Consider the following 14,340-nt stretch of genomic DNA (forward strand, 5'->3'; position numbering starts at 1 on the left):
TTAAGTCTTTCAGAACGCCCTCGGCCCCGGCGTGGGGGCCAGCGTCGCCGGCCGACCCGGGCTACTCGACGGTGAACGACCCGCGCATCCCGATGGACTGGTGCGGGTCGCAGTGGTAGCTGTACTCGCCGGGCGTGTCGAACGTATAGGCGTACGTGTGCCCCGAGCCGAACGTGCCGTCGTCGTCGCCCGCCCAGTCGGCGCCGTCGGGCTGGCCACCGTCGTCGGGCGAGACGTTGTGTCCCCCGGAGGCCCACTCCCAGAGGACGGTGTCGCCGACGCCGATGGTGAACGTCTCGGGCTCGAAGACGACCCGCCCCTCCGGCCCGACGGCGACGGTGCGGTCGGGCACGGGCGTCGCCCGTGCGGTGGCGGTGGGCGTGTCGGTGGCCGTCGGGGAGTCGGTCGCTGTCCGCGTCTCCGTCGGCGCCTGCGTGTCGGTGGGGGTGCGCGACTCGGTCGGCGTCGGCGAGTCCGTCCGGGCATCCGTGGCGGTCGGTGTCGGCGACTCCGTCGGCGTGTCGGTCGGCGTCGCCGTCGGCGAGTCCGTCGCCCCCGGCGTGGGGGTGCCGTCGCCGCCGCTACAGCCGGCCAGCCCGACCAGCGTGGCTGGCATCGAGACTCTGAGGAACGTGCGTCGGTCCATACACGGACGACGGCCGCGCCCCACAAGAGCGTTCACCCAAAAGGGACCCGAAACCGACGGCAGTGGCCGCCAGGCGTCCGACACCCCGTGGCGTTTATGTACCGCGCGGTGATTCGCATCGATATGGTAGAGATACTCGCCGAGAATCTCTCGGGCAAGACCGTCATGGGTGACGACGGCGCCGAACTCGGCCTCCTGTACAACATCACGATGCGGATGAAGACCGGACAGCTGGGCCACCTCATCGTCGACCCCGGCGAGCGTGGGGTCAACGCCGACTTCGAGGTCGACGCGCACGGCCACTACCTCGTCCCCGTCTCGAACGTGCAGGCCGTGAAGGACCACATCGTCGTCCGTCGGTAGATGCGAGTTCTCGACAGTTCGGCGTTCATCGACGACTACCACGTCACCGGCGACGTGGCGACCATCCCGATGGTCCGCGAGGAGTTACAGGACTCGTCGGGCTACCGCTTCGACGCGCTCGAGGGGAGCGGGATGCGACTCCACGTCCCCGAACCCGGCACGGTCGAACGGGTCGAGCGAGCCGCCCGGACCACCGGCGACGCGACGGAGCTCTCCACGACCGACGTGCGCCTGCTCGCGGCCGCCTTCGAACTCGACGCTACCCTCGTCACGGACGACTACGCGATGCAGAACGTCGCCGACGAACTCGACCTCGAGGTCGAGGTCATCGCGCAGGAGGGCATCGACGAGCGTATCGACTGGAACTACCAGTGTCAGGGGTGTGGCCGCGTCTACGACGAGCACCGCGAGCGCTGTGAGATCTGCGGGGCCGACCTGACCCGCAAGCGACCCTAGGCTAGGCCTGCGGCTCGGGTTCCGGGTCCGACTCGTCCGCGTACTCCAGTCCGGCGTCGATGAGCTGGCGGACCACCTCCTGTTCGGTGACGCCGTACCGGGTCGCCAGTCGCTGGACCCGTTCTGCCTGTCGCTCCTCGCACAGGACGGTCAACCGGTACATGTGCCCTCCTTCGGCGGAGCGACGATAAGCCTCAGTCAGACATCTGTCACAAGCTCACGGGGCGGGGAGTGTCGTCGCCACCGGGAAGTCACGCGGGCCGAGAGGAACGCCCGGAGCGAGGGCGTCAGACTCCGCCCGACACCTGGAAGTAGAGGCTGGTGAACAGGATGGCGTTGTAGACGCCGTGGACCAGCGAGGGGACGACGATGTTCTCGGTGCGCTCGTAGATGGCACCGAGGATCATCCCGAGGACGAACGTCACGGAGATGTAGACGAGGATACCCGAGAGCGGGCCGCCGAGGAGGGCGAAGACGTGCGCGACGCCGAACAGGCTCGAGGCGATGGCGATGGCCGGCACCGCGGAGTACGAGCGCCGGAGCACCCCCTGGATGGCCCCGCGGAACAGGAGTTCCTCGCTCGGGCCGACGACGAGGATGGCGAGCGGGATGAGCAGCGGGACGAGCCCGGGGTTCTGCTGGCCGGCCTCGACGATGCTGTTCTCGGCGGGGGTGACGTTCAGGAGCGAGACGATGGCCACGATGCCGAGGTAGCCCGCGAACAGCGCGACCAGCCCGCCGACGGTCCAGCCGACGTCCCTGAGCGTGGGGACCCGGAGGCCGACGAGGCCCCAGTTGTCGGTGACGGCCATGTACAGCACGACGGCGACGCCGAAGCCGACCCCCTGCAGGACGATGCCGGCGATGGCGAACAGGATGGGCTGCTGCTGGAGGTCGATACCGACCGCACCGATGGTGACGATGCCGACGCCGAAGACGACGACGGCGGTCAGGAAGCCCGCGACGGTCAGGCCGACGCTGGTCCCGACGCTCCGGAGTTGCTGCCCCCGGTCGGCGTTCGAGGCTGTGGAGCCTTCCATTGCCCCGGACTACGGGCCGGCGTCGAATATCCCTTTCCTCCTTGGCCGAGCAGCCCTACTCCACCACCAGTCGCCGCTTCTCGGCCACCGCGTCGGCCTCCTCGAACTCGCCACCGCCGAGCAGACCGCGGGCCGCACGCTTGCCCCACTCCACCGCCGGCTGGGTGAACGTCTCCACGCCGTGGAGTTCCCCGACGAGGATGCAGGCCGCCTCCATCGCCACGAGCAGTTCGCCAACGCCCTCCGGCGTCGGGTCGACGGTCAGCCGGACGTTCGGCTGGCCGGCCGCCGCCAGCGACGCCTCCGTCGCCGCGAACTCCGCGTCGACGAGGTCGCCGAGCGTCGTCTCACCGTCCCCGAGGTAGGCGAGACCCGCCACGTCCGTCTCCGGGATGGGCACGTCGGGGCGCTCGCTCGACTGGACGAGCGTCACGAGCTTGTCGTGCCGGCCGGCGCGGTAGAGTTGCAGCTGGGAGTGCTGGTCGGTCGCGCCGAGCGCCCGCACCGGCGTCTGGCCGAGGCCGTCCTTCCCGAGCGACTCGGCCCAGAGCTGGGCGAACCACTCGGCGAACGGCTCGAGCGACTCGAGGTAGGGCATCACGGCGTTCGTCGTCGCACCGCGGTTCTCCAGCGCGTAGCAGACCGCGCCGTAGGCGTAGGCCGGCGAGTCGAACAGCGACAGCGCGAGCGACTCGCGGGCCGCGCGGCCGCCGACGAGGACGCCCTCGACGTCGCCGCCCAGGATCGCGGCCGGGACCAGCCCCACCGTCGAGAGCGCGGCGAACCGGCCGGGAACCCCCTCGGGCACGTCGAGCGCGGGCAGGCCCTCCGTCTCGGCGGCCGCCCGGAGCGGACCGTCCGCGCCAGTCGTGACGACGGTCCGCTCGGTCCAGTCGACGCCGGCCTCGGTCATCGCCTCGCGGACGACGAGGAAGTTCGCCAGCGTCTCGGCGGTGGTGCCGGACTTCGAGACGACGTGGACGGCGGTGTCGGCCAGCGGGAGCGCGTCGAGGACGCGCCGGGTCTCCGCGGGGTCCACGTTGTCGAGGACGGCGTGGCCGTCGAGTCCGAGCGCACGCGAGACGGTGACGGCGCCGAGCGCTGACCCGCCGATGCCGACGGTGAGGACGTGGTCGGCGTCGGTCAGCGGTTCGACCGCCTCACGGATCTCCGTCGCGTCCGTCGTCTCGGGGAGGTTCAGCGCGGCGTAACCGAACTCGTCGTCGGCCATCCCCCGTTCGATGCGTTCGTGGACGCGTGCGACCCGCTCGTCGAGTCGTTCGAGTGCCCCCTCGGAGACGCCCGGCCGGGCGACGTCCGAGAGCGCGTTGCCGATGTCGACCTGCATACTCGGGTCTCAGAGCGTGGGGGCAAGACGTTTGGTTTCTGCGTGGCGCCCGCGTGTGCCGACAGCGTCACGCCTAAGCGGCGCTCGCCCCCACTGCCGGGTGTGCAGTCCGACGACCCGACGGTCATCCGGTCGCTCGCGGTCCACACCGACGACGTGGTGGCGGCGCTCGAGGCCAACGCCGCACGCGACGCCGGCGCCGTCCTGCGCGTGACCCCGCCGTTCAACGGCCGGATGCGTGCGCGCCTCCACCTCGCCGGCGGCGAGGGCGCGTACGACACCGACCCCGAACCGATACACCTCGCGCCCGAGCGACTCGTCGACGACGAGGCACCCCCCTATCCGACGCCCGACGAGACGGAGGACGAGTTGCGCGAGCGCGGCGAGTACAGCACGGACCGACACCGCGAGTACCACGCCGAGCGGGTCGACACGTGGCGCGAGGCGCTCCGTGACCACCTCGTCGAGCGGACCGCCGTCCCGGCCGTCGCGGCGGGCCACGACGTCGACGTCCTGCCCCTCGGCTGAGGGACCGCCGCGACACCGACCACGCCGCCCGCGAGACGGGAACGCTCCCCACGACTATCGAGCACTCCGTAGTTTCCGGAACCAATCTCTCAGAGGCGTTCGTAAAACTTCTAACCGCCTCTGAGCACTTCGTGAAACGTCCGTTTCCCACCCAGTAACCGGAGTGAAAGGTGCTGAAATCAATCGAATGCTCTGTCGGGTATATGGGGTCGGCTGCCCATGGTCTGGGTGAGGCCGCACCCCATGTCCACCACGACTCCCTCCACCCTGACCGACGAACGAACGACTGCCCTCCAGGACGTTGCCGCCCGCGCGGCACGGAGCCTCCGTGGCCCCGTCCAGGCCCTCGGGTTCTGGAGTGCCGTCCTGCTGCCGTTCGCCTCGCTGTACCTCCTGGCCGACGGTCTGGCCGGGAGCGAACTGGCCCCGCTTGTCGCGCTCCTCGTGCTGAACGCCCTCGCGCTGGTCGTCGGCCACGACCACCGTCGCTGACCCGACCCCGCACCCCGCGTTCGGCCCTCACCGGTCCCCTTCTTCCCCGCGGCCCGACACACGACGGCCGGACTGGCGAGTGCCAACACAGGGTTCTCGCCGTCGGCCGACCACCGGCCCGCCATGGCAGAGCAGGAACACGGCATCGGTGTCGACGTCGAACACGTCGACCAGGAGGGCGAGCGACCCGAGGCAGGCGACGGGTTCTTCGAGCGACTGGTCGGCGACCTGAGCGACCGGGCGGGCGTCGAGTCGGTCTACGGCGACCCGGTCACCGTGGGCGACCGGACCGTCGTCCCCGTCGCCCGCGTCGCCTACGGCTTCGGCGGCGGCTCCGGGGAGGGCGATGACGGCGAGGGCTTCGGTGCCGGCGGTGGCGTCAGCGCCACTCCCATCGGCGCCCTCGAGGTCGACGGCGACGGGACGCGGTTCGTCCGGTTCGACGAGCGACGACGCCTCCTCGGGGTCGCCGGACTGACGTTCCTCGCCGGTATCGCGCTCGGCCGGCTCGGGAACCGGACCAGTAGCGACGACTGACGCCCGACGACGGCGCCGTCACTCCTCGACGTCGGCCGCCGTCGGCCGGCCGCCGGGGCGCACCGCGACACCCACGCCACCGAGGAGCGCCGAGAACCCGTCGCCGGTCGCGCGGTAGAGCAACACCGCGGCGCCGACCGTCGCCACCGGGAGACCGGTGAGCGCCACGAGCAGTCCCGTGAGTGCCAGCTCCACCCCGCCGATACCGCCCGGCAGGGGGACGCCGTTGGCGACGGTTCCCGCGGGGACGACGAACAGCGCCAGCGCGAGCGGGACGGGCGCACCGAGTGCCGCGAACGCGAGGTAGAGCGGCAGTGCGGCGAGACACCAGCCGAGCGCCGCGAAGATCAGCGCCCACGCGAGCGCCCGGCGGTCGCCGCGGATGGACGCGAGCGTGCCCGCCGCCCGGTCGAGGGCCTCCTCCACGCGCGGGCGCGCGAGGCGCGTCGCCACCCGTGTCGAGAGCCGTCCGACCGTGGCCCGCCCGACGGCCGCGAGGCGGTGGACGGCCGTGCGGACCAGCCCCGGTCGCCGGCCGACGGCCGTGGCCACCACGCCGAGAGTCACGGTCAGCCCCGCCGTCGCCGGGAGCAGCGCGCGCCCGACGGGGACTGAGACGGCGTCGGCGACGGGAGCGGGGACGCCGACGAACGCGAGGCCGACGAGGGCGGGCGGGACACAGCCGAGGAAGCCGACGACCTTCCCGGTCAGCACCGCCGTCAGGTCGCGCTCGAAGCCGAGTCGCGTCTCGCGCCCCAGCGCGTAGGCCATCACCGCCGGGCCGCCGGCGCGGCCGCCGGGGAGCGTGAGCTTCAGGAAGACGCCGGTGACGTACGCGAGGCCGAACGCGCCCGGTGCGGCCGTCGCGCCGGCCGCGTGGTGGAGGCGGCGCTGTGCCTCGCTCCACGACGCGAGCGCGCCGAACGTCGACAGACAGGCCAGCACCACGAGTCGCGGGTCGGCGCGCGAGAGGTCACGCACCACCCGCTCGGGACCGAGGACGAGGAGGAAGCCCACGAGTAGGGCGACGGCGAGGAGAGCGGCGAGCGGGCGGCGACGACGCATCGACGGAACGTGGGGTTCGACGAATTTGAGTCTGCGGGTCGGTCCATCGCGCGAGTCCCGGCCCGTCCCGGCGGGCCGTGTCGAGGGCTTTTCGACCACCGGGGCCGACGCGGGGGTATGGAGTGGCACGTCGTGGACGACGGCGAGGAGCGGATCGAGTGGGAGCGCCGCGACCGGTTCGTCCGGGTCGTCTGCCGGGCGACGACGAGCGGCGAGTGGGCGGTGACGCTCGACGCGCTCGAACAGGCTCCCGAGGGACAGGACTACGCCCGGGAGACGCACCCGACCCGCGAGGCGGCCGAGGAGCGGGCGGCGGCGTGGCGCGAGGCCTACGCGGGCGAGGACGAGGACGGGTGACACGCCCGGCCAAACCACTTGTACGACCGCGCCGCACGCGGGGACGTGACCGACGACGCCACCCCGACCGTCGCCCCACCCGTCTCGCCCGGTGACCGGGTGGCGGTGCTGTCGCCCGCCTCGGGCGGCGGCCACCGCTTCCCCCACCCGTACGAGCGTGGCCTCCGCCTGCTCCGCGAGCGCTTCGACCTCGAGCCCGTGGCGTTCCCGACGGCGACGAGGTCGAGCGAGTGGCTCTACGACCACCCCGAGGAACGCGCCCGCGACCTCGAACGGGCGTTCCGGGACCCGGACATCGGAGCCGTCCTCGCCACCATCGGCGGCAACGACCAGGTCCGGGTCCTGAAGCACCTCGACGGGGACGTCCTCGCCGCCACCCCGACCCGGTTCTTCGGGTCGAGCGACAACACCCACCTCCACAGCCTGCTCTGGGAGCGCGGCGTCGTCTCGTACTACGGCGGCGACGTGCTGACGACGCTCGGGACGGCCGTCGACCGCTTCGCCGAGGCGGGCGAGTGGCTCGGGCGCGCCCTGTTCGACGAGACGTTCGGCGACCTCACGCCGGCGGCCGAGTGGACCGACGAGGACCCGGACTGGTTCGCGCCCGACTACCACGGGACGGCCCTCGAACGCGAACCGTGGGAGTGGGCGTGGCGTGGCGGCGACCAGCGCGCCGAGGGCCGGCTCTGGGGGGGCTGTCTGGAGGTCCTCGACACCGTCCTCGCGGCCGACCGGACCTGTCCCGGGACCGACGCGCTGGCGGGCGGCGTGCTGTTCCTCGAGTCGAGCGAGGAACTGCCGGGCGAGAGTGAGGTGAGGCGGATGCTCCTCGGCATGGGCGAACGTGGGGTGCTCGGGGCGGTCGACGCCGTCCTCGTCGGGCGACCGAAGGCCCGGAACCCCCACGAGGACCCCGGCTCCGAGGCGCGGGCCGCGTACCGCGAGGCGCAGTACGACCTCGTGACGGACGTGGTCGCGGAGTACGCCCCCGAGGTGCCGGTGGTCTGCGGGGTCGACGTGGGCCACACCTACCCGACGGCGCCGCTCCCCGTGGGCGGGCGGTGCGTGGTCGACCCGGCGGCCGAGCGCGTCACGTTCCCGACCCGGTGAACCGGCAGACATAGGTGGCCCCGGCCACCTACCTTGTCCCGATGAGCGAAGAGTCCGGGCCGGTCGCACTGAGCGAGGCCCGAACCGTCCTCCTCCTGGGCGCACCACACGACTCGCACATGGGCGAGGGGTGTCGCAGCCTGATCCACGGCGGTGACGCCGACCACGTCCTGGTCGTCCTGCTGGCACGCTCCCCGCGCGAGTGGATCGAGTGGTGGGAGCGCCACGAGGGGACGGTACCCGAGGAACTGGTGTTCGTCACCACCGGCGACCCGCCCTCCGGGCTCCCGCCGGGGACGAGCGTCGAGCGGGTCTCCTCGCCGACGGACCTGACCGCACTCGGCATCCGCGCGGCGGACCACCTCGAGCGCTGGGCCGAACAGGGGGTCAAGCCGTCGCTCTGTTTCGACTCGCTGACCGTCCTCCTGCAGTACGTCGACGTGGAGACGGCGTACAAGTTCCTGCACGCGCTCTCGACCCGCGTGGCGAACGCGGACGCGCGCGCACACGTCCACCTCGACCCGCGGACCATGGACGAACGGACGCTCTCGACGGTCGAGTCCATCTTCTCGGCCGTCGCCCGCCACGACGGCGAGTCGTGGAACATCGGCCGGCGCTGAACCGGAGCGGAGCGGTGACTACCGCTCGCCGCCGTCGGTCACCGCCGGGCCGGTCGTCGGGCCGTCCGCACCGGTCGCCTGTGCGCCGCGGCGCCCGTCGAACGCGTCCAGCAACGCCGCCAGGTCCTCCGTCCGCCGAGCGAGGTGCTCGACGCCGTCGGACACCTCGGCCACCGCCGAGGCCTGTTGCTGGGCCGCGGCGCTCACACTCTGTGCCTCCGCGCTGGTCCGGTCGGTCTCGGCCTCGATGCGGTCCATCCCGCTGCGGGCGGCGTTCGCCGCCGTCGTCCCACGCTTCCCGTCCGCCGCCGCGTCCGTGGTCAGCGACGAGAGCTGGGCCGTGGAGGACGATATCTCCTCGACGGCGGCCGAGAGGTCGTTCATCGAGTCGGTCAGGTCGAGCAGTCGCTCGGTCTGATCGGCCGACCCGTCGGGTCGAGTCCCGTCCGGCGTCCCGGGCGGTCCCGGGGCACCGGAACGGAGTTCAGAGTAACAGGTCGCCACTGGCCGCCGAGGCGACGAGGAGGGCACCCGAGTCCACCTCCAGCGTGAGCGACCGGCCGTGATCGCCGCCCACGTCCCGGCCGACGACGGGGACGCCGGCGCGTTCGAGCGCCGCCTCGGCGGCCTCGACGTTCCGCTCGCCGATGCTCCCGTCCGCCGAGGAGAACTCGAACATGTCGCTGCCGCCCGCGAGTTTCGCCCGGAGGTCGGTGGCACCCTGCTGGCGCAGGGCCTCGACGAGCGCCGGGACGGCCGTGTTCGCGTACTTGCCGGGGCGGTCGGGGTCGCTCGCCTCGGGGAGCATCACGTGGGCGAGCCCGGCGACGCCGGCCGCACGGTCGGAGAGCGCCACGCCGACACAGGAACCGAACCCCGACGAGCGGAGCCGCTCACCCGTGGCGGCAGTCCGGAACTCCGCGATGCCGACCCGTATCGTCTGGGGGTCGTCGGTGGCGTCGACCGGCGCCGTCTCGGCCGCCGAGCCGTAGACCCGCATCAGTCGGCGGCGGTCGGCAGTGTCTCGAGTGCCCGTTCCAGGTCCCGTTCCTTCGGGAGCGCGTAGACCTCACAGCCGAACGCCCGCTCCGGGGTCCGTATCTCCGACTCGACGAGGAACGCGTGGTCCTGTGTGGCCGCCAGCGTGGCCGCCAGCGGGTCGAGGATGGCCGGCCCCATGTCGTGGACGAACTGCGGCGGCGAGATGTCGATGGTCGTCTCCAGCGCGTTCGCCCAGCCGTCGACGAACCCGCTCGTGAGGACGTTGCCGATCTCCTGGATGGCGGACTGGCGCATCCCCTCGAACCCCTCGCCCTCGGCGCCCGGCATCAGGGCCTCCACGACCCCTTCGGCGGACGGTTCGTCGAACAGGATGGCGATGTACCCCTCCGGGGGGCCCCCGAACTCCAGTACGGTCCCCACGCGCACGTCCCCGTCGAGGTGGCCCGGGATGGACTCGATGGGGACGAACGTGAGCGTGCTCACCGCCACCTCGGCGTCGATACCCGTCATCGCGCTCATGTTGGCGGTGGCCTGACGCGCCCCGTCCTCGACGAGTGCGTTGAACTGTCCGAGTCGGTCGACCGGCACGCCCGCGAACGGGGAGCCCGCGACGCTCTCCGGCGTCGGGAACATGAAGATGCGGAACGAGAGGTCCTCGCCCACCCCGCGGAGTTCGCTCTCGAAGACGAAGGTGTCCGCCGCCGTGTCGTCGAGGAGTCCCCCGAGCGGTCCGGCGACCCCCGCGTCGGCCCCCTCGCGTTCGACGAACTCGGGCGGCGTGATGTCGATGGTCTCACCGAGGTAGTCCGCCCAGCCGTCGATGAACCCGGAGATGGTGATGTTGCCGACCTCCTGCAGGCCGGCCCGGGAGTCGGCCTCGTCGGCGTCCGGCAGGAGCGACTCCACCACCCGGTTGGCGCAGGCCGGGTCGAACCAGAGCAGCGTCTCGCCGGCGAGGCCGCCGTCGAACCCGATGCGGACGCCGACGAACGGCTCCGCGAGCGTTCGCCGGACGTCCTCGGCCGTCGACACCCGGACGCGGGTGACGTCCACCTCCGTCTCTATGCCGGTGAGCGCGGAGAGCGACGCGGACGCGGCCGTGGCCCCGGCGTCGGCCAGCCGGGTGACCGTCCCCAGCGAGTCGAGGTCGACAGCCATCTCAGACCTTCGCGGGAGCGACGTCGGCTATCGCCTCCAGGACGTTGGGCTTCTGGAACGGTTTGGTGATGTACCCGTCCGCGCCGGCCTCGACGGCCGCACGCATCTTCTCCTCCTGCCCCACGCTGGTGCACATCACCACGCGGGAGTCCGGGTCCGCCTCCTTGATGGCCGTCGTCGCCTCGATGCCGTCTCGGATGGGCATCACGACGTCCATCGTCACCACGTCGGGGTCCAGTTCTCGGTACAGCTCGACCGCCTCGACGCCGTTCTCGGCCTCGCCCACGACCTCGTGCTCCCCGTCCAGCAGTTGCTGGAGCAGGTTCCGCATGAACGCGGAGTCGTCGACGATCAGTACGGTGTGTCCCATACGTCCCGAAGGTGGGAGAATCCTCTGCATAAGGGTTGGCCCCCGATTATCGGGCCTGAGAACGACGTGCCGTACCCCAGCTCACTCGACGTTGACGCCCTCCTCCGAGACGGCCGCAAGCAGGTCGGCGATGTCGTCCTCGGGAGTCAGGTCGTGTGCGGCGACGAGCCGTGCGAGGGTCCCCGGTGGGTATCTGACCGTGAGCCCGGAGGCCCGCAGGAGCACGCCGAGCACCTCCTCGGGCGGGCTGGACGGGTCGACGCCGGCGGCGTACCAGAGCAACAGCGAGCGGAACACCTGCCCGAGGTCGTCGGCGAACACGGACGTCTCGCTACTGGCGTCGCCGAACCGGGCGGCGACGACGAACCCGTGGGCGGTGTCGGCGTCCTGAACCCGCTCGAGTGCCGATGTGCCGGCCGGGCCGTCGCCAGCGGCCGGCGGGTCGCCCATCTCGGCCGGGTCCGGGGGGTCGGGCGACTCGTCGGCGTCGGCGGCGATGACGAACCGACCGTCCGAGAGCCGCGCGGCCCGCTCGGAGCGTTCGATGTCGAGTTCCTCCGGGCCGAGGACGCCCTCCTCGTCCTCTCGACTCATGCGTCCCGTTCGACAGCCCCACTCAAATCCGTAGTGGGACGCTCGCCGGACGAAACGCCGGTAGTTTTTACTACTGATAACGCGGTGATAATCACGAATGGACCCGGACGAGACCCTCCTGGTCCTCGGGACACAGTACAACTCGGCCATCCTCGGGGCGACCGACGAGCCGAAGTCGGTCAAGCAGCTGTCGAACGACCTCGACATCCCCATCGCCACCTGCTACCGCCGGGTGGAGGAGTTGACCGAGGCCGGGTTGCTGGAACTGGACGACCGCGTGCTGTCGGACGAACACCGGCGGACCAGCGTCTACCGTCGGCGGGTGGACGAGGTCACCGTCCAGTTCACCGAGGCGGGGTACGAGGTGGACGTGGCCGAGCGGAGCCAGGTCAAGAACAAGCTCGACGACGTCTGGCGGACGATGGCCGACGACTGACTGCCAGTTCTCGGGGGCGAGAATCGAGGGCACAGGTTCATACGAACGCCCGAGTAGCGCCGAGTATGCCACTCACTGGACCGCTCTACCTGCTGTTCAGCGCCACCAACGTCACCGCTGGACTGCTGGTGGCTGGCCTCTCGGCCCGCGCGTACCACCGGACCCAGAAGGTGTCGATGCTCCACCTCGCGGTGGGGTTCACGCTCGTCGCGGCGGCGACGCTCGCCACCGTCGCCAGCCTCGAACTCGCGGCCGCGCCGCTGGGCCGGCAGGTCCTCCTCGTCGAGGGAGCCATCTCGACCGTCGGGCTGCTGTTCGTCGTCTACAGCGTCGTCACACACACGTAACACACCTGGTAGTTATCGGGACGTCGAACGGCGAGCGACGCCACGAGCCGCCCCACGCGTGAGGGCGCACGCGTCCACAGTGATGGTACGAAGTGTACCGTTCGAACCACCGAAACCGACGTACTGCGGCCGTTTTCAATGTCGATAATTAGGGCCGAGCAGTTATATGCAACCACCCGGTCGGTAGAGGTGTTGACCTTCAACGTTCGCGGGGCGGACGTGGGGTCAGAACGGAGACAAACACGACATGTTCGAAAACGAATCAGAAGAGAACGAGCGGGGTCAGGTCGGTATCGGGACCCTGATCGTCTTCATCGCCATGGTGCTGGTCGCGGCCATCGCGGCTGGCGTCCTGGTGAACACGGCTGGGTTCCTCCAGAACACGGCGGAACAGTCCGGTGAAGAGAGCGTAGAACAAGTAACTAACCGCGTCCAAGTGGTGAGTTCCTACGGTGTCGTTGGTAACAGCGACGACGTGAAGACGGTCAAACTGACTGTCCGGTCGTCAGCTGGGTCTGGCGACATTGATATGGAACAAGCGACCGTGAATTACCTCTCTGACGACACTGTCAGCAATCTGGCGTACGCCGGGAACGCGGAAGCCGACATCGCGGCAGATGGGAGTGATTTCGCCGTTGTTCCGGTGAGAAACCCCGGCGGTGCACTCCCGGTCTTCACCGATGATGGCGACCGAGCGAACATCGTCATCAATACGGCTGCACTGGAGTCTGACGTCGCCAGTGGAAAGCTGGAAGCGGGCGAAGAGGTCAAATTGGAGATCACGACAGAAACCGGTGACAAGACCGTTGTTCGGTTCACCGTTCCGGATTCGCTCGCAGGCAAGAGCGAAGACGATCCGGTCTCACTATAGAACCGCCTTCGAAACTCCTTCCGAGCCACACTACGCTCTTTCGAGCGTCCTTCATTTTCTCGCACCCTACGCCCCGAGCGACCGCCACGGTCGCCGGGGTGACGTGCGTTCCGAACGGCGAGCGACAGCCGTCGCTCGGCACCACGAGAACCGAAGAGTCGGACCGCTCAGAAGTCGAAGTCGTCCGGAGCGCCGCCACCCCCACCGCCCATCCCCATCGGGTCGTTGTTCAGCCCGAACAGGTCGGCGGCGTCGGGGTGGACCTCGATGCCCGCGTCGGTGATCTCGAGCGGGAACAGGTCGGACTTGGTCGCCTGCTTGCGCATCTTGGCCACCCAGACGAACCGGTTGCGGGTCCCGCGGGTGGGCGTCTGGCCGAGGTAGATGTTCCCGTCCGTGAGGAAGTTCTCCAGGCCGATGTCGGTCCGGGGGAACAGCGCGGACTGCTCGTGGGTGAGCAGCGAGGTCAGGTCGTTCTCCTTCAGGATGTCGATGAGTTTCAACAGGTAGCGCCGGCGCTCGGTGTCGTCGTCGAAGAACATCTGGAACATCGTCAGCGAGTCGACGACGATGCGTGAGTAGCGGTCCTCGGTGAGGTCAGAGAGGACCGTATCGAGCGTCGAGGAGAAATCGGCCTCCTGGAGTAGGTCGCGCTTGTCGTACACCTTGATGTGGCCCTCCTCGACGTACTCGCCCCAGTGCTCCAGACCCACGGACTCGGCGGCCTCCTGGATGTCGTCGCGGGTCTCCTCGAACGAGAGGTAGAGCCCGTCCTCGTCGAACTGCTCGACGCCGTTGTAGACGAACTGCTGACAGAGGATGGACTTCCCCGTTCCGGGGTTGCCACTGACGAGGACCGCGGCGTTCTTCACCAGCCCACCGTCGAGTACCTCGTCGAGGCCGGGGACCCCGGTCTTCACCTGTTGCATACCCCCGAGTAACCGCTCGCGAGTAAATAGCTGTGGGGCGACGAACGCGCCGCGAGTCGAGGACGCGACCC

22 protein-coding genes are annotated in these 14,340 nt (G+C 70.4%); 11 read left to right on the forward strand and 11 right to left on the reverse strand.

Annotated elements, in window-relative coordinates; all coding sequences use genetic code 11:
• Positions 1 to 61: 61 nt before the first annotated feature.
• Positions 62 to 646: a plastocyanin/azurin family copper-binding protein gene (locus N0B31_RS12450; RefSeq protein ID WP_260591954.1), complete on the reverse strand. Its 585-nt coding sequence runs from the start codon at positions 644 to 646 to the stop codon at positions 62 to 64.
• Between the two features lie 123 nt (positions 647 to 769).
• Between N0B31_RS12450 and N0B31_RS12455 the strand changes: the two genes are divergently transcribed.
• Positions 770 to 1,009: a PRC-barrel domain-containing protein gene (locus N0B31_RS12455; RefSeq protein WP_260591955.1), complete on the forward strand. Its 240-nt coding sequence runs from the start codon at positions 770 to 772 to the stop codon at positions 1,007 to 1,009.
• A complete protein-coding gene (locus N0B31_RS12460; RefSeq protein ID WP_260591956.1) occupies positions 1,010 to 1,465 on the forward strand; it encodes an NOB1 family endonuclease in 456 nt (151 codons plus the stop codon).
• Position 1,466: 1 nt separating this feature from the next.
• Here N0B31_RS12460 and N0B31_RS12465 read toward each other — a convergent pair whose 3' ends face one another.
• The 3 genes from N0B31_RS12465 to N0B31_RS12475 form a co-directional block, all read right to left on the reverse strand.
• Positions 1,467 to 1,628, reverse strand: coding sequence for a CopG family transcriptional regulator (locus tag N0B31_RS12465; protein ID WP_260591957.1), 162 nt, complete (start codon positions 1,626 to 1,628; stop codon positions 1,467 to 1,469).
• Between the two features lie 124 nt (positions 1,629 to 1,752).
• Entirely contained in the window at positions 1,753 to 2,505 is a 753-nt protein-coding gene (locus tag N0B31_RS12470; RefSeq protein WP_260591958.1) for a CPBP family intramembrane glutamic endopeptidase, read from the reverse strand.
• A gap of 55 nt (positions 2,506 to 2,560) precedes the next feature.
• Positions 2,561 to 3,853 (reverse strand): phosphoglucose isomerase-related protein, encoded by a 1,293-nt coding sequence (locus tag N0B31_RS12475; RefSeq protein ID WP_260591959.1) that lies wholly within the window; start codon positions 3,851 to 3,853, stop codon positions 2,561 to 2,563.
• A gap of 102 nt (positions 3,854 to 3,955) precedes the next feature.
• Between N0B31_RS12475 and N0B31_RS12480 the strand changes: the two genes are divergently transcribed.
• From N0B31_RS12480 to N0B31_RS12490, 3 genes are all read left to right on the forward strand, one after another.
• Positions 3,956 to 4,381, forward strand: coding sequence for a DUF8009 family protein (locus N0B31_RS12480; protein ID WP_260591960.1), 426 nt, complete (start codon positions 3,956 to 3,958; stop codon positions 4,379 to 4,381).
• Between the two features lie 243 nt (positions 4,382 to 4,624).
• Positions 4,625 to 4,873 carry a DUF8028 family protein gene (locus N0B31_RS12485; RefSeq protein WP_260591961.1) on the forward strand — a complete coding sequence of 83 codons (249 nt, stop codon included), beginning with the start codon at positions 4,625 to 4,627 and terminating at the stop codon, positions 4,871 to 4,873.
• 123 nt (positions 4,874 to 4,996) lie between these two features.
• Positions 4,997 to 5,410 (forward strand): spore germination protein GerW family protein, encoded by a 414-nt coding sequence (locus N0B31_RS12490; protein ID WP_260591962.1) that lies wholly within the window; start codon positions 4,997 to 4,999, stop codon positions 5,408 to 5,410.
• An 18-nt stretch (positions 5,411 to 5,428) separates the two neighbouring features.
• On the opposite strand, the gene N0B31_RS12495 is transcribed toward N0B31_RS12490, so the two are convergent.
• Positions 5,429 to 6,475 (reverse strand): lysylphosphatidylglycerol synthase transmembrane domain-containing protein, encoded by a 1,047-nt coding sequence (locus N0B31_RS12495; RefSeq protein ID WP_260591963.1) that lies wholly within the window; start codon positions 6,473 to 6,475, stop codon positions 5,429 to 5,431.
• A 117-nt stretch (positions 6,476 to 6,592) separates the two neighbouring features.
• Between N0B31_RS12495 and N0B31_RS12500 the strand changes: the two genes are divergently transcribed.
• From N0B31_RS12500 to N0B31_RS12510, 3 genes are read left to right on the forward strand one after another with little or no spacing between them, the layout of a single operon-like run.
• Positions 6,593 to 6,832 (forward strand): DUF7543 family protein, encoded by a 240-nt coding sequence (locus tag N0B31_RS12500; protein ID WP_260591964.1) that lies wholly within the window; start codon positions 6,593 to 6,595, stop codon positions 6,830 to 6,832.
• A 45-nt stretch (positions 6,833 to 6,877) separates the two neighbouring features.
• On the forward strand, positions 6,878 to 7,942 hold the full coding sequence (locus N0B31_RS12505; RefSeq protein WP_260591965.1) for a S66 family peptidase: 1,065 nt from the start codon (positions 6,878 to 6,880) through the stop codon (positions 7,940 to 7,942).
• A gap of 41 nt (positions 7,943 to 7,983) precedes the next feature.
• On the forward strand, positions 7,984 to 8,562 hold the full coding sequence (locus N0B31_RS12510; protein ID WP_260591966.1) for a DUF7504 family protein: 579 nt from the start codon (positions 7,984 to 7,986) through the stop codon (positions 8,560 to 8,562).
• 18 nt (positions 8,563 to 8,580) lie between these two features.
• On the opposite strand, the gene N0B31_RS12515 is transcribed toward N0B31_RS12510, so the two are convergent.
• The 5 genes from N0B31_RS12515 to N0B31_RS12535 form a co-directional block, all read right to left on the reverse strand.
• Positions 8,581 to 9,066: a methyl-accepting chemotaxis protein gene (locus tag N0B31_RS12515; RefSeq protein WP_260591967.1), complete on the reverse strand. Its 486-nt coding sequence runs from the start codon at positions 9,064 to 9,066 to the stop codon at positions 8,581 to 8,583.
• The gene (locus N0B31_RS12520) at positions 9,047 to 9,562 is read right to left on the reverse strand and encodes a chemotaxis protein CheD (protein ID WP_260591968.1); all 516 of its coding nucleotides are present in this window, start codon (positions 9,560 to 9,562) and stop codon (positions 9,047 to 9,049) included. The genes N0B31_RS12515 and N0B31_RS12520 overlap by 20 nt, the downstream gene beginning before the upstream one ends.
• Positions 9,562 to 10,722 (reverse strand): chemotaxis protein CheC, encoded by a 1,161-nt coding sequence (locus N0B31_RS12525; protein ID WP_260591969.1) that lies wholly within the window; start codon positions 10,720 to 10,722, stop codon positions 9,562 to 9,564. Before N0B31_RS12525 ends, N0B31_RS12520 begins: the two co-directional genes overlap by 1 nt.
• Before the next feature lies 1 nt (position 10,723).
• On the reverse strand, positions 10,724 to 11,092 hold the full coding sequence (gene cheY / locus N0B31_RS12530; RefSeq protein ID WP_260591970.1) for a chemotaxis protein CheY: 369 nt from the start codon (positions 11,090 to 11,092) through the stop codon (positions 10,724 to 10,726).
• Between the two features lie 81 nt (positions 11,093 to 11,173).
• Entirely contained in the window at positions 11,174 to 11,686 is a 513-nt protein-coding gene (locus N0B31_RS12535) for a DUF7500 family protein (protein WP_260591971.1), read from the reverse strand.
• A 97-nt stretch (positions 11,687 to 11,783) separates the two neighbouring features.
• Between N0B31_RS12535 and N0B31_RS12540 the strand changes: the two genes are divergently transcribed.
• The 3 genes from N0B31_RS12540 to N0B31_RS12550 all read left to right on the forward strand — a co-directional run bounded on the left by N0B31_RS12540 (position 11,784) and on the right by N0B31_RS12550 (position 13,340).
• Positions 11,784 to 12,122 (forward strand): winged helix-turn-helix domain-containing protein, encoded by a 339-nt coding sequence (locus N0B31_RS12540; RefSeq protein WP_260591972.1) that lies wholly within the window; start codon positions 11,784 to 11,786, stop codon positions 12,120 to 12,122.
• A gap of 65 nt (positions 12,123 to 12,187) precedes the next feature.
• The gene (locus N0B31_RS12545) at positions 12,188 to 12,469 is read left to right on the forward strand and encodes a DUF7521 family protein (protein ID WP_260591973.1); all 282 of its coding nucleotides are present in this window, start codon (positions 12,188 to 12,190) and stop codon (positions 12,467 to 12,469) included.
• A 247-nt stretch (positions 12,470 to 12,716) separates the two neighbouring features.
• Positions 12,717 to 13,340, forward strand: coding sequence for a flagellin (locus N0B31_RS12550; protein ID WP_260591974.1), 624 nt, complete (start codon positions 12,717 to 12,719; stop codon positions 13,338 to 13,340).
• 167 nt (positions 13,341 to 13,507) lie between these two features.
• On the opposite strand, the gene N0B31_RS12555 is transcribed toward N0B31_RS12550, so the two are convergent.
• Positions 13,508 to 14,269 (reverse strand): RAD55 family ATPase, encoded by a 762-nt coding sequence (locus N0B31_RS12555; protein ID WP_260591975.1) that lies wholly within the window; start codon positions 14,267 to 14,269, stop codon positions 13,508 to 13,510.
• Positions 14,270 to 14,340: the final 71 nt, after the last annotated feature.

Origin of the sequence: Salinirubellus salinus, from assembly GCF_025231485.1 — an archaeon.
In the GTDB taxonomy this organism is placed as follows: Archaea; Halobacteriota; Halobacteria; order Halobacteriales; family Haloarculaceae; genus Salinirubellus; species Salinirubellus salinus.

What these genes read in the sequence shown, in the direction of transcription:
- N0B31_RS12450 (WP_260591954.1), bottom strand. Translation starts at nt 646, where the DNA reads ATGGACCGACGCACGTTCCTCAGAGTCTCGATGCCAGCCACGCTGGTC.
- N0B31_RS12455 (WP_260591955.1), top strand. Translation starts at nt 770, where the DNA reads ATGGTAGAGATACTCGCCGAGAATCTCTCGGGCAAGACCGTCATGGGT.
- N0B31_RS12460 (WP_260591956.1), top strand. Translation starts at nt 1,010, where the DNA reads ATGCGAGTTCTCGACAGTTCGGCGTTCATCGACGACTACCACGTCACC.
- N0B31_RS12465 (WP_260591957.1), bottom strand. Translation starts at nt 1,628, where the DNA reads ATGTACCGGTTGACCGTCCTGTGCGAGGAGCGACAGGCAGAACGGGTC.
- N0B31_RS12470 (WP_260591958.1), bottom strand. Translation starts at nt 2,505, where the DNA reads ATGGAAGGCTCCACAGCCTCGAACGCCGACCGGGGGCAGCAACTCCGG.
- N0B31_RS12475 (WP_260591959.1), bottom strand. Translation starts at nt 3,853, where the DNA reads ATGCAGGTCGACATCGGCAACGCGCTCTCGGACGTCGCCCGGCCGGGC.
- N0B31_RS12485 (WP_260591961.1), top strand. Translation starts at nt 4,625, where the DNA reads ATGTCCACCACGACTCCCTCCACCCTGACCGACGAACGAACGACTGCC.
- N0B31_RS12490 (WP_260591962.1), top strand. Translation starts at nt 4,997, where the DNA reads ATGGCAGAGCAGGAACACGGCATCGGTGTCGACGTCGAACACGTCGAC.
- N0B31_RS12495 (WP_260591963.1), bottom strand. Translation starts at nt 6,475, where the DNA reads ATGCGTCGTCGCCGCCCGCTCGCCGCTCTCCTCGCCGTCGCCCTACTC.
- N0B31_RS12500 (WP_260591964.1), top strand. Translation starts at nt 6,593, where the DNA reads ATGGAGTGGCACGTCGTGGACGACGGCGAGGAGCGGATCGAGTGGGAG.
- N0B31_RS12510 (WP_260591966.1), top strand. Translation starts at nt 7,984, where the DNA reads ATGAGCGAAGAGTCCGGGCCGGTCGCACTGAGCGAGGCCCGAACCGTC.
- N0B31_RS12520 (WP_260591968.1), bottom strand. Translation starts at nt 9,562, where the DNA reads ATGCGGGTCTACGGCTCGGCGGCCGAGACGGCGCCGGTCGACGCCACC.
- N0B31_RS12525 (WP_260591969.1), bottom strand. Translation starts at nt 10,722, where the DNA reads ATGGCTGTCGACCTCGACTCGCTGGGGACGGTCACCCGGCTGGCCGAC.
- cheY (WP_260591970.1), bottom strand. Translation starts at nt 11,092, where the DNA reads ATGGGACACACCGTACTGATCGTCGACGACTCCGCGTTCATGCGGAAC.
- N0B31_RS12535 (WP_260591971.1), bottom strand. Translation starts at nt 11,686, where the DNA reads ATGAGTCGAGAGGACGAGGAGGGCGTCCTCGGCCCGGAGGAACTCGAC.
- N0B31_RS12540 (WP_260591972.1), top strand. Translation starts at nt 11,784, where the DNA reads ATGGACCCGGACGAGACCCTCCTGGTCCTCGGGACACAGTACAACTCG.
- N0B31_RS12545 (WP_260591973.1), top strand. Translation starts at nt 12,188, where the DNA reads ATGCCACTCACTGGACCGCTCTACCTGCTGTTCAGCGCCACCAACGTC.
- N0B31_RS12550 (WP_260591974.1), top strand. Translation starts at nt 12,717, where the DNA reads ATGTTCGAAAACGAATCAGAAGAGAACGAGCGGGGTCAGGTCGGTATC.
- N0B31_RS12555 (WP_260591975.1), bottom strand. Translation starts at nt 14,269, where the DNA reads ATGCAACAGGTGAAGACCGGGGTCCCCGGCCTCGACGAGGTACTCGAC.